The 12,267-nt window shown below is 64.0% G+C and carries 12 protein-coding genes; 7 read left to right on the plus strand and 5 right to left on the minus strand.

The window, feature by feature from the left end; all coding sequences use genetic code 11:
* The first annotated feature begins 5 nt into the window (after positions 1-5).
* The 3 genes from hisD (at position 6) to AADX97_RS11200 (ending at position 3,202) form a co-directional block, all read left to right on the plus strand.
* Complete coding sequence (gene hisD / locus AADX97_RS11190; RefSeq protein WP_374234334.1) at positions 6-1,334, plus strand: histidinol dehydrogenase; 1,329 nt, start codon at positions 6-8, stop codon at positions 1,332-1,334.
* Positions 1,335-1,488: 154 nt separating this feature from the next.
* Positions 1,489-2,565, plus strand: coding sequence for a histidinol-phosphate transaminase (gene hisC, locus AADX97_RS11195; RefSeq protein WP_374234335.1), 1,077 nt, complete (start codon positions 1,489-1,491; stop codon positions 2,563-2,565).
* Between the two features lie 40 nt (positions 2,566-2,605).
* Positions 2,606-3,202 (plus strand): Uma2 family endonuclease, encoded by a 597-nt coding sequence (locus AADX97_RS11200; protein ID WP_374234336.1) that lies wholly within the window; start codon positions 2,606-2,608, stop codon positions 3,200-3,202.
* A 48-nt stretch (positions 3,203-3,250) separates the two neighbouring features.
* Here the strand turns inward: AADX97_RS11200 and AADX97_RS11205 are convergent, their stop codons facing one another.
* Positions 3,251-3,742: a DUF192 domain-containing protein gene (locus AADX97_RS11205; protein ID WP_374234337.1), complete on the minus strand. Its 492-nt coding sequence runs from the start codon at positions 3,740-3,742 to the stop codon at positions 3,251-3,253.
* Between the two features lie 99 nt (positions 3,743-3,841).
* Between AADX97_RS11205 and AADX97_RS11210 the strand changes: the two genes are divergently transcribed.
* Positions 3,842-4,405 carry a CIA30 family protein gene (locus AADX97_RS11210; protein ID WP_374234338.1) on the plus strand — a complete coding sequence of 188 codons (564 nt, stop codon included), beginning with the start codon at positions 3,842-3,844 and terminating at the stop codon, positions 4,403-4,405.
* Positions 4,406-4,528: 123 nt separating this feature from the next.
* Here the strand turns inward: AADX97_RS11210 and AADX97_RS11215 are convergent, their stop codons facing one another.
* The 3 genes from AADX97_RS11215 to trxA form a co-directional block, all read right to left on the minus strand.
* Positions 4,529-5,647, minus strand: a complete 1,119-nt coding sequence (locus tag AADX97_RS11215) for a hypothetical protein (protein ID WP_374234339.1) — start codon at positions 5,645-5,647, stop codon at positions 4,529-4,531.
* A 193-nt stretch (positions 5,648-5,840) separates the two neighbouring features.
* Positions 5,841-7,097, minus strand: coding sequence for a transcription termination factor Rho (rho, locus tag AADX97_RS11220; RefSeq protein ID WP_213457618.1), 1,257 nt, complete (start codon positions 7,095-7,097; stop codon positions 5,841-5,843).
* A gap of 216 nt (positions 7,098-7,313) precedes the next feature.
* On the minus strand, positions 7,314-7,640 hold the full coding sequence (gene trxA / locus AADX97_RS11225) for a thioredoxin TrxA (RefSeq protein WP_007192251.1): 327 nt from the start codon (positions 7,638-7,640) through the stop codon (positions 7,314-7,316).
* Positions 7,641-7,872: 232 nt separating this feature from the next.
* Between trxA and AADX97_RS11230 the strand changes: the two genes are divergently transcribed.
* Positions 7,873-9,489, plus strand: a complete 1,617-nt coding sequence (locus AADX97_RS11230) for a DEAD/DEAH box helicase (RefSeq protein WP_374234340.1) — start codon at positions 7,873-7,875, stop codon at positions 9,487-9,489.
* Positions 9,490-9,653: 164 nt separating this feature from the next.
* On the opposite strand, the gene yrfG is transcribed toward AADX97_RS11230, so the two are convergent.
* A complete protein-coding gene (yrfG, locus tag AADX97_RS11235; RefSeq protein ID WP_374234341.1) occupies positions 9,654-10,319 on the minus strand; it encodes a GMP/IMP nucleotidase in 666 nt (221 codons plus the stop codon).
* Between the two features lie 69 nt (positions 10,320-10,388).
* On the opposite strand from yrfG, the gene nudE reads away from it, so the two are divergent.
* Entirely contained in the window at positions 10,389-10,934 is a 546-nt protein-coding gene (gene nudE, locus AADX97_RS11240) for an ADP compounds hydrolase NudE (protein ID WP_374234342.1), read from the plus strand.
* A gap of 267 nt (positions 10,935-11,201) precedes the next feature.
* Positions 11,202-12,248, plus strand: coding sequence for a thioredoxin family protein (locus tag AADX97_RS11245; protein WP_374234343.1), 1,047 nt, complete (start codon positions 11,202-11,204; stop codon positions 12,246-12,248).
* Positions 12,249-12,267: the final 19 nt, after the last annotated feature.

Raw genomic sequence — 12,267 nt, forward strand, 5'->3', positions numbered from 1 at the left:
CATCCATGAGCATGATGAGACGTCTCTCGACGACGGCCCCTGACTTCCACGCCGACTTGGACGGCCTGCTCGCCTGGGATTCGGTCTCGGACGATCGGGTTCAGCAAACGGTCGCCGATATCATCGGCGACCTGCGCACGCGCGGCGATGCGGCGCTGCTCGACTACACGACGCGCTTCGACCGCTGGACGCCGGCATCCGCCGCCGATCTGGAGATCCCGCGGGTGCGCCTGGAAGAGGCTTGGGGACGCATACCCGATGTCCAGCGCGAGGCCCTGCAGACCGCCGCCGCCCGCATCCGCGCCTATGCCGAGCAGCAAAGGATCGAGAGTTGGAGCTACACCGAGGCCGACGGCACCCTGCTGGGACAGCAGGTGACGCCCTTGGATCGTGTCGGGCTCTATGTACCGGGCGGCAAGGCGGCCTATCCCTCCTCGGTCCTCATGAACGCCATCCCGGCTAAGGTCGCCGGCGTCGGCGAGCTCATCATGGTGGTGCCCACGCCCGACGGTGAGCTCAACGAGCTGGTCCTGGCCGCGGCCCATATCGCGGGAACGGATCGCGCCTTCGCCGTCGGCGGGGCGCAGGCGGTCGCCGCGCTCGCCTTCGGGACCGAGACCATCCCGGGTGTCGACAAGATCGTCGGACCCGGCAACATCTATGTGGCGACGGCCAAACGGGCGGTGTTCGGGCAGGTCGGCATCGACATGGTCGCCGGCCCCTCCGAGATCCTGGTTGTCTGCGACGGCGGGACGGATCCGGACTGGATCGCGATGGACCTCTTCTCGCAGGCCGAGCACGACGAGGACGCGCAATCCATCCTGGTCAGCTGGGATGCCGACTTCCTGGATCGAGTCACCGCGAGTATCGAGCGTTTGCTCCCGACCATGGAGCGCGCGACCATCATCGCGACCGCCTTGCGCGGGCGCGGGGCCATGATCCAGGCGCGTGATCTCGATGATGCCGTCGCCGTCGCCAATCGGATTGCGCCCGAGCATTTGGAGCTGTCGGTCGAGGACCCGCAGGCCATCGTGGGCAGGGTCCGCCATGCCGGCGCCATCTTTATGGGGCGCTACACAGCCGAGGCGGTCGGCGACTATTGCGCCGGGCCGAACCATGTCTTGCCGACCTCGCGCACGGCGCGCTTTTCATCCCCGCTGGGTGTCTACGACTTCCAGAAGCGTTCGAGCCTGATTATGGCCTCGGCCGCCGGTGCGGCGCAGTTGGCCAAGACCGCCTCGGTGTTGGCGAGAGGGGAGGGGCTCACCGCACATGCACGCTCGGCGGAATATCGCGGCGCGGCGCAGTCACCGGTCGAGCCTGGTTTATCCTAGTGGAGCAATGCAGAGATTCCGAGACCGTCCGAGATCGTCCTCGTTGTCGTTGTCGTAATCGATCATCGATACGGCCACGACCACGACAACGACAACGACAACGAACGGTCTCGACACATCTGCCGCGCTGCACTATGACCTTCGCGAGACGCCCATGCATGACCTGATCAGCCAGCTCATTCGTCCCGATATCCGTGCACTGACGGCCTACCACGTTCCGGATCCGGCGGGACTGGTGAAGCTCGATGCCATGGAGAACCCCTACGGTTGGCCGCAGGCCCTCAAGGTCGAGTGGCTCGAGGTCCTGCATGAGCTCGCCCTGAACCGCTATCCGGACCCGCAGGGCACGGCGGTCCAGGCGGCCTTGCGCGAGGCGATGGGCATCCCGTCCGAGATGGGCGTACTCCTGGGGAACGGCTCGGACGAGCTCATCCAGATGCTCGCCATGGCTGTCGCCCGGCCCGGACGCAAAGTCCTGTCGCTCGATCCGGGCTTCGTCATGTATCGGATGATCGCCCGCTTCGCCGGGATGGACTATGTCGGCGTCCCTTTGCGCCAGGGCGACTTCTCGATCGATCTTCCGGTCATGCTCGACGCCGTCGAGCGCGAGCAGCCGGCATTGATCTATCTCGCCTATCCGAACAACCCGACCGGCAATCGCTTCGATGCCGACGACATGGTACGCATCATCGAGGCAGCGCCGGGCCTGGTCATCGTCGACGAGGCCTATGCGCCATTCACCGATTGCAGTTTCTTGGGTCTTCTTGGCGACTGGCAGAACCTCCTGGTCATGCGCACGGTCTCGAAGATGGGGCTTGCCGGGATCCGGTTGGGTTATCTGGTTGGTCCGCAGGCCTGGCTCGAGCAGATCGACAAGGTGCGTCTGCCGTACAACATCAACGTCTTGACCCAGGCATCCGCGGCCTTCGCACTGAAGCACAAACCGCTTCTCGACGAGCAGGCACGGATGATTCGAGCCGAGCGTCAGCGTCTTCAGACCGCGCTCTCGACCCTGAACGGGGTCCACGCCTATCCGAGCGAGGCCAATTTCATCCTGATGCGTGTCGCCGAAGATCGCGCCGACAGCATCTTCCAGGGGCTGAAGGATCAGGGTATCTTGATCAAGAACCTCAACGGCGCGCACCCGATGCTGAAGGACTGTTTGCGGGTAACGGTCGGTCGGGCCGAGGAGAACGCCGTCTTTCTGAGTGCACTGACCGGGCTCTTGTAGCCTGATGATCAGGCGGCGCCACCCGAACGGGAAGAATTCGATGACGCTGAAGACCCAACCGCAGTATGGATTCGAGGACTACCTCGCTGCCGAGCGCGCGGGTCGCGATGCCAAGCATGAGTACGTGAACGGCGAGGTGTTCGCCATGACGGGCGCCTCCTTCAATCACAACCTGATCGTGCTCAATCTGGGAAGCGAGCTGCGCGCCCGACTGAAGGGTTCACCCTGTTACGTGCTGCCGAGCGACATGCGGGTTCGTATCGAAGCGGCGAACGCCGGGAAGTATCCGGATCTGACGGCACTGTGCGAAGCGCCTCGTTTCCACGACGATCGACAGGATGTGCTGCTGAACCCGGCGCTGATCGTCGAAGTTCTGTCCGTATCGACCGAAGCCTACGATCGCGGCGGCAAGTTCGCGACCTACCGCCGACTGCCGAGCCTCGAAGAATACGCCCTGGTCAGCCAGGATCAGCCGCTGGTCGAGGTTTTTTCCCGCCAGCCGGACGGCCGTTGGGTACTGAGCGAGAGCGAGGGGCTTGATGCGGAGGTGGTCTTTTCCTCTCTCGGGTGCCGGGTCGCGATGCGGGAGATCTACGATAAGGTGGATTTCGAGCAGGGGAGTGATCGAGGAGACTGACCGGGACGCCTTGAAGCGACCGAACGACGATGGAGCAGCGTTCGTAACCTATGGGGCAATGTCCTCGATTCGAATCGGATCACCCGCGCTCAGTCCCAACTCGGCGGCGCGCCCCGCCCGCAGCTCGAGCACCTGATCGACCGCTCGCTTGAAGGGGCCGTAGCTCGGGCAGGACGCCTCGAGGCAGGGCGGCACCTGCTCGGCCATTGCCACGACCCGACCTTCGTACATGAAGATCAGGTCGAGCGCGACCGGGACGTTCTTCATCCACATCCGGATCGGGCGCGAGGGGTCGGCGGGGAACAGCATCCCGCGATCGTCCGCAAGGGCCGGTCTGAACATGAGGCCGAGTGCGCGCTGCTGCGGCGTGCGCGCGACTTCCAGTTGGATGGTCGCCGAGCCCACCTCGGCCTTGGCCGATATCGGCAGGTATTGGGGTTCGCTCGCAGGCGCAGCGCCGATCGCGATGTTTATGGACAACCAGAGTGCCGCAGCGGCGGCCGGGAGGACGAGGTGAAGGCTTCTCGGTCGGGCGGTCATGGGGTCATCCGGTTGTGTGACGTCAAAGATCACCTATCTTTGCATGGGGCAATGTATCAAGGTCGTTCTCTCGGTTCCATTATCGTGGGGTTGCTGCTCATGCTCGCTATCCTCAATCCATCCCTCGCGGACGGGGGTCTGATCGACGATTTCTCCCGTGCGGACGGTCTCTCGGTACTGGGTACGCCTTGGCGAGCCGTGACCGACCAGGTCATGGGCGGGCGCTCGGAGGGGGCCATCAAGCGGCGTGTTCTCGACGGGCGGCAGGCGCTCTGTCTCGCCGGCGAGGTCAGTCTGGCGAACAACGGCGGTTTCGTGCAGGCGATGCTGGATCTGACCCAGCCGGGCGGTCCCGAGACCGGGTTGGATGCGAGCACGTTCGACGGGGTTCGGCTCTTGGTGCACGGCAACCGCGAGGTCTACAACCTCCATCTCAAATCCACGGCGACCCTTCTGCCCTGGCAGTCCTATCGCGCCACCTTCGTCGCCGGACCCGAGTGGCGCGAGGTGCATCTGCCCTTCGAGTCCTTCGAGCCGCATCGCCTGGTCCAGCGGCTTGATACCCGTCGACTGACCAAGCTCGGGATCCTCGGCATCGGTCGTGTGTTTCACGCCGATGTCTGTATCGCCGAGGTCGGCTTCTATCGTCTGAAGCGGGATTGATGCTCCTCTGCTTGGCTCGCGCTCGACTTCACCTGTCCAAAGTCCGTCATTCCAAACGCCACCGTGCCCGCGGCCAACCTGACCGAGCAAGAGCTCGTCGACCTGGCGGCCTCTCTGCTCTCCCTACGCTGACTCTTGGCGGTCGGCCGAGCGGTCATCGCGGTCATCGCGGGCGTCTCGGGGAATCGGCATCCAAGCGTCGGCAGGCAAGGGCCGCGGCAGCGGGGTGACCTTCAGGCTCGGCGTCTCGTGTCGCGCGATCAGGACGAGGATCAGGAGCGCGGGCATTACGAACGACAAGAGGCGCAGCGGCGAGCCCTCCGGGGCGCCGAACAGCAGGATCCCCGGACCGATGGCCAAGAGACCGGCGATGGTCATGAGTCCGAGTGTGCGTCTCGCCAGTGCGAGCCAGCGCTGCCGCAACCAGGTCCGGTGAAAGTCGGCGGGCGGGGCGCCGAGTGTCGCGACGAGATGTTCCAAGGTCCGCGCGAGCTTGGCCTCGACATCCGGGGTGCGTGCCGGCTCGGCAGCCTGGATGCGCAGATGGGCACGCCAACCCCCGTTGAACGGACGTAAGGACCGCCACGCCCATCCCAACACCGCCAGCAGATCCTCCGGTGGACGGATCGACCGCTGAGGGGTCGGAAGGAGCCGGATCTCGGCAGGCATCCCATGTCCGACCTGTGCGTCGAGCTCGATGCCGATCCCGTAGAGGTCCGTCAAGGCGCGCAGGAAGACGAGACGCACCGCCCCGTTCGAGCCCCCGTCGGTGCCCGGGTCGACCTCGATTCGATAACTGCAGGCCACCCGCACACCGCCGAGCCTCGGGAACTGGCGCCTCGGATCCACCGCATCGACCCGCTCGATCAGGGCCTTCGGGTCAGGCCCGTCGCTGCGCAGGGTCGCGACGCGACCGGCCACGTCGGTCAGCGTCCGGATCAAACGGAAGTGTTGTCGACCCGGGTTCTCGAGGACGAGCGTCTCGGTCAGTCCGCCCGGACCATCCTGCGTGCCCGGATACTCTTTTAGTTTGAAACGGATACGGCGCGCCAGTCGGTCGCTCCCGGCGAGATCGACATGTCGCCCCCGACGCGTAAAGGGCTCCGCAAGGGCCAGGATCTCGTGATGCGTGAGCGGGATGCGCGGCTGACGTCGCGCGTCCTCGGTTCGCCCGGACTTGCGGGGCTTGTCCCGCTTGATCGGCGGCGGCCAGAGCGGTCGCATCGGCTTCGGCGCATACATGCTAAACCGCGTCCCGAGCGAACCCTGAGCTCGAGTCTGGAATGGCCGTCGGGTGGATCCCTTGAGATACGAGTTGGACGCGGTTTAGAAATAAGCAAGAAAAAGACTTAAACCGCGTTAACGGCGTTGCTCGTTGGCGCGTGCAAGGCAGCCGGATTGACTCGGAGCGATTCATGTCACACCGAGACGCGGTTTAACCCTTCATGGAGGAGAAGAACTCGTCGTTGGTCTTGGTCGCCTTGAGCTTGTCGTGCAGGAATTCCATTGCGGCGAGCTCGTCCATCGGGTGCAGGATCTTGCGCAGGATCCACATCTTCTGAAGCTCGGCGGGGTTCATCAGCAGCTCTTCGCGGCGCGTGCCGGAGCGGTTGATGTTGATGGAGGGGAAGATGCGACGCTCGGCGATGCGGCGATCCATATGGATCTCCATGTTGCCGGTGCCCTTGAACTCCTCGTAGATGACGTCGTCCATGCGCGAGCCGGTGTCGACCAATGCGGTCGCCAGGATCGTCAGGCTGCCGCCTTCCTCGACGTTGCGCGCGGCGCCGAAAAAGCGCTTGGGGCGCTGCAGTGCGTTGGCGTCGACACCACCGGTCAACACCTTGCCTGACGAGGGCACGACCGTGTTGTAGGCGCGCGCGAGACGGGTGATGGAGTCGAGCAGGATCACGACGTCGCGCTTGTGCTCGACCAGGCGCTTGGCCTTCTCGATGACCATCTCGGCGACCTGGACGTGGCGGGTCGCAGGCTCGTCGAAGGTCGAGGAGATAACCTCGCCGCGCACCGAGCGGGCCATCTCGGTAACCTCTTCCGGGCGCTCGTCGATCAGCAGCACGATCAGGTAGCAATCCGGATGATTGTGTCCGATCGATTGGGCGATGTTCTGCAACATCATGGTCTTGCCGGCCTTGGGCGGCGAGACGATGAGTCCGCGCTGACCCTTGCCGATGGGGGCTACCAGATCGATGGTCCGTGCTGTGATGTCCTCGGTGCTGCCGTTGCCGATCTCAAGGGTGAGCCGCTTGTTGGCGAACAGCGGCGTGAAGTTCTCGAACAGGATCTTCGACTTGGCGTTTTCCGGCCGGTCGAAGTTGATGTCGTTGACCTTGAGCAGCGCGAAATAGCGCTCGCCGTCCTTGGGTGGGCGAATCTTGCCGGAGATGGTGTCGCCGGTGCGCAGCGCGAAGCGGCGGATCTGGCTGGGGGAGACATAGATGTCGTCCGGCCCGGCGAGATAGGAGGCGTCTGCCGAGCGCAGGAATCCGAAGCCGTCGGTGAGGATCTCAAGCACCCCGTCGCCGGAGATGTCCTCGCCGCGTTTGGCCTGCGCCTTGAGGATGGCGAAGATCAGGTCTTGTTTACGCGACCGCCCGACGCCTTCGATCTCCATCGACTGGGCCAGTGCGACCAGCTCGGGTACGGGCGCTTTCTTTAGTTCGGTTAGGTTCATCACTTTTTTCGTCGGCGGAGGTGAGGGGGTGTTCGGCAACGCCCCGGGGCAGGGCCCGTGTTGCGGGGGAACGCGGTTGGGGGTGTTCGCTTTACGGGGACGGGGCGCCTTGGCGGCGGCCCCTCGGGAGTGTCGATCGGTGGCCATGGGTGCCGGTGTCGGTTCCGGTCCGCGGGGCGGCCGGCAGGTTGGACCGGATGCCTTTACCGGTGGCCTTTAGAGATTACTGTCGATGAAGGCCGTGAGCTGGGACTTGGACACTGCACCGACCTTGGTGGCCTCGACCTCGCCTTGACGGAACAGCATCAGGGTCGGGATGCCGCGAATACCGTAACGTGGCGGGGTGTTGGGGTTCTCGTCGATGTTGAGCTTCGCGACCTTGATACGGCCGGCGTACTCACCGGCGATCTCGTCGAGTACGGGTGCAATCATCTTGCAGGGTCCGCACCAGTCGGCCCAGTAGTCCACGAGCACGGGTTCGAGGGATTTCAACACCTCGTCTTCGAATGAATCATCGGTCACATGGACGATGCTATCGCTCACTGAAGTGATCTCCCATAGGGTGGTTGCGGCGCGGGCGGTGGTTTCGCTAACACGTTCGGCGGATGACGGCGGAGCGGGGTCGCTGGGGCGCGGCGCGAACGGGTTGTGGAGCGGGTGGGCGAATTGGCGTTGGTATGTGCCCTTGAGTAAGATGCTATTTGATCCAAAGCGAAGAGATTTTGCAAGCCTTGCACAATCCGCGAGGCGCGTAGCTCCAGGGACTCCCCAAGTCATGACCGACAAACACCTCACTCAGACCCGCTTCGACAGCTTCGCGCTCGATCAACGGATCATCGACGGACTCGAAGAGGCGGGCTTCACCCGCTGTACCCCGATCCAGGAACGAACCCTGCCGATCGCACTGTCGGGACGGGACGTCGCCGGCCAGGCCCAGACCGGTACGGGCAAGACAGCCGCTTTCCTGATCGTGCTGATGCAGCGTCTGCTGACCAATTCTGCGCCGCCGTCGGAACGGATCGCGCGTCCGCGTGCGCTTATCCTTGCCCCGACCCGCGAGCTCGCCGTTCAGATTCATCGGGATACCGAGCTGCTGGCCAAGCACACAAGCTTGCGCATTGCGGTGGTTTACGGCGGAGCGGGGTATCAAGAACAGCGCGACCAGGTTGCCCGCGGGATCGACATCCTCATCGGTACACCTGGGCGTCTGATCGACTATTTCAAGCAGAAGGTGTTCGATCTGCAGGCGATCGAGGCGGTCGTGCTCGACGAGGCCGACCGGATGTTCGACCTCGGATTCATCAAGGATATCCGCTTCCTGCTCCGGCGAATGCCGCCACCTGAGAACCGTCAGGGGCTCCTCTTCTCGGCGACGCTGTCCTATCGCGTCACCGAGCTTGCCTACGAGCACATGAATCATCCTCAGCTCGTGAAGATCGAAACCGAGACCATCACGGCCGATCGCGTGCGCCAATGCTGCTACATGACCTCCAACGAGGAGAAGATCGCCTTGTTGCTCGGCTTGGTCCGCGGCTGGGACGATGCGCGCATCATGGTCTTCGTCAACACCAAACGCGAGGCCGATCGCGTCTGGGGCTTCCTCCAGGGCAACGGGATCAACACCGCGGTGCTCTCCGGCGACGTGCCCCAGAAGAAGCGTCTGAAGCTCCTGAAGGACTTCACCGACGGCAAGCTACCGGTGCTGGTCGGCACCGACGTGGCCGCGCGCGGCCTGCACATCCCGGACGTGACCCATGTCGTGAACTACGATCTGCCCGAGGATCCGGAGGACTATGTTCACCGCATCGGGCGGACCGCGCGTGCCGGTGCTGCCGGGGACGCGATCGGCTTTGTCTGCGAGACCTATGCCTTCTGCCTGCCGGACATCGAGGCCTTCATCGGCGCGAAGATCCCGGTCGAGCCGGTCGATCCGGCGCTGCTTGCCGAGGTGAATCCGCGCAGCCGGCTGCGCCCGGACCGAGAGGATCGGTGCGAGGCGCGGCCGGCACGCTCGCCCCGTGGTGGCGGAGCCGGTGCCGGACGCGGCGAGCGCCGTCCGCGCGCGGGCGGGGAGCGTCGGTCGCCACCCCGGTCGGAGACGCAGCCGAGGGCGCCGTCCGCGGAGACTCCGGACGAGACCCCTGTCGCGGCACCTCGGAGACAGCCAGAGGTCGCTGCGCTTACGGATCCGTTGGCGGCGGCCCGCTCGGTGGCGGACCCGTCAGCGGTCAGCGACGCGCCGTTGACCGATAGCCGGGAGGCGGGCGCGCAGGATACGGAGACCTCGACAGGTGAGCCGAAGAAGCGGCGTCGGCGGCGTCGGTCCAAGAAACCGAGCGCGGACGTCACGAATCAGCCGACGCCTGCTCCGGCGCCCGAGCCGGTCGATTGAGCGGCGAAACCGCGCTTTGTAACCTGTCGGGGAAAGGTTGAGGACCGAATCGTTGTCGTAATCGAGAACGACGACAACGACAACGACAACGACAACGACAACGATAACCTTGGCGCCCGGGTTGTTTTGAACTGTTCCGGTGTGGCCTCTGCGATTCGGCTCGGTCAGTCCGAATGCAGACCCGGAAGCAGATCGCCGAAGTGAGCGATCGCGGGAAAGTCGGCGACCTCTCGTCTCGGACCCTTCGAGTCGGGCTCGACAACGGCCATCAACCAGTGAAACCCGAAGTCGCGCGCCGCCTGCAAGACCCGCGTGCTGTCGTCAATAAAGAGGGTCCGCTCGACGTCGAAGGGTTCGGTCGCCTGCACGAGCGACCAGAAACCCGGCGCCTCCTTGGCGATCCGCAGGTCGTGCGAGCAGATAATCCGCTCGAAGTGTCCGCCGAGCCGCGTCCGCGCGAGCTTCAGTGCGAGCGCCTTCTGATGGGCGTTGGTGACCAGGACGCGCCGCTTGCCGCGTCGCTTGAGTGCCTCTAGAAACTCAAGCACATGCGGATGGACCGCGATCAGATGCTCGACCTCCTGCTTGAGCAGGGCGATATCCAGGCCGAGCTCGCGGCTCCAGTGGTCGATGCAGTACCACTCGAGTGTGCCCTCGATATCGCGATAGCGGGCGAGCAGCTCGGCCTTGGCAGCTTCGGGTGCGAGCCCGCGGGCTTGCGCGTAGCGCTTGGGGACGTGCTCGAGCCAAAAATGATTGTCGAAGTGCAGGTCGAGCAGGGTGCCGTCCATGTCCAGGAAGACGGTGTCGATACGATGCCAATCGAACATGCCATGCCCCTTGTCGACTTGAGTTTCCAGCGTCGCTTCGCAACGACTTGACCCATCGGAGTTTCGTTTATGCTTCGCAAACCGAAAATACTGGATCGGCGGATCGTCGCCCAGAGCCGCTTGTTCCGGGTGGAGGAGGTCGATCTGGAGTTTTCGAACGGCGCGCGCCGCACCTTCGAGCGCGTGCCCGGCGGCACGGATTCGGTCATGATCGTCCCCCTGCTCGACCCCGAGACGGTGCTCCTTATCCGCGAATACGGTGCCGGCAGCGACCGCTACGAGCTCGGCCTGCCCAAGGGCGTCGTTGAATCCGGCGAGGATCCCTTGGCCGCCGCGGATCGCGAGATCCAGGAGGAGATCGGCTATGGTGCGCGTGATCTGCGCATCATCAAACGCGTCTCGCTGGTGCCCGGCTATATCGAGCACCATAGTCTCATCGTGCTGGCGCGCGACCTCTATCCCAAGTCACTCCCCGGCGATGAGCCCGAGCCGATCGAGGTGGTGCCTTGGAGACTCGACGCGATCGACGCGCTGCTTGCCCGCGAGGACTTCGACGAGGCCCGATCGGTGGCGGCCCTGTTCATCGCCTTGCGCATCATCGGCCGCGAGCCCTGATCGAGACGGATCCGAACCCGGTGATCCGGTTGCGCCCCGGACGGCGTTGACGACTGAACCGCGCCCGGTGCGGTATGCGTCGTTTGTTGGATTGGCTTGGCCGCGCCAGCTCCGATAACTGTCGGAGCTAGCACGGTTTAATGTATTAAAAATGTTAAATTTTAAACCGCGTCTCCACAAAGATCGGAAAAATCCTCGAGCCCGACACAACATGAAAATGACGTGTTTCACTCTGGACGCGGTTTAAACCCCCAACGGAGATCACGCATGCTGCGCTTGTCCGCCACCTCGGCGATCGTCTTGACACTGGGTCTGCTCACGGGTTCCCCGGCGAGCATCGACGGCGCGAAGGCCCAAGACACGCCCCCGCCCGATGATTCGGCCTACAGCTTCGACGACTTTCCGCGCGAGGATCTGCTCGAGCATCCGGATTGGTTCAAGACGGGTTTCCTCGATCTTCCGAGCGACCTCGAAGCGGCGATCGCCGACGACAAACAGGGGCTGATCGTCTATTTCGGCCAGAAACACTGTGCCTACTGTCACAAGCTCCTGAACGAAAACTTCGGTCTTTCCGATGTCCTCGAGTACACCCAGCGCCATTTCGATCTGGTCGCCATCGACGTCTGGGGTGTGGAGGAGGTTACGACGATCGACGGCGAGGTGATGACCGAGCGCGAGCTCTCCGTCCGCGAGGACACCAACTTTACCCCCTCCCTGCTCTTCTACGACGCCGAGGGCAAGCTCGCCCTACGCTTGCGCGGCTATTATCCGCCCTATCAGTTCCGAGCCGCGCTCGAGTATGTCGCCGACGGGCACTATACCCGCGAGACCTTTCGGGATTATCTCGCCCGCGGCGAGAACCGGATGGTGTTCGAGCCGGAGGACCTGAACGAGCAGCCCTTCTTCGCGAAGCCTCCGTACAACCTGGATCGACGCTTCCCGAGCGAACGCCCGCTCGCCGTCTTCTTCGAGCAGGGTGATTGCCATGCCTGCGACGTGTTGCACGGCCAAGCCCTGAGGGAACCCGCGATCACGCGCTATTTCGGAAACTTCGACAGCATCCAGCTCGATATGTGGTCCGACACGCCGGTCGTCACGCCCTCCGGCGAGCGCACCACCGCACGCGAGTGGGCCGCCGAGCTCGGGCTCTTTTACGCCCCGTCGATCCTCTTCTTCGACGAGCGCGGCAAGGAGCTGCTCAGGGTCGACTCGGTGGTGCGTTTCTATCGGCTGCGCAACGTCCTGAATTACATCAGCAGCAAGGCGTATCTCACCGAGAGTTTTGGGGAGTGGCGCCTGTCCGAGGCCCTGTGAACCGCCGTTGAACCGCGTC

Origin of the sequence: Thiocapsa sp. C2-2m (genome assembly GCF_041903745.1) — a bacterium.
In the GTDB taxonomy this organism is placed as follows: Bacteria; Pseudomonadota; Gammaproteobacteria; order Chromatiales; family Chromatiaceae; genus Thiocapsa; species Thiocapsa roseilacustris.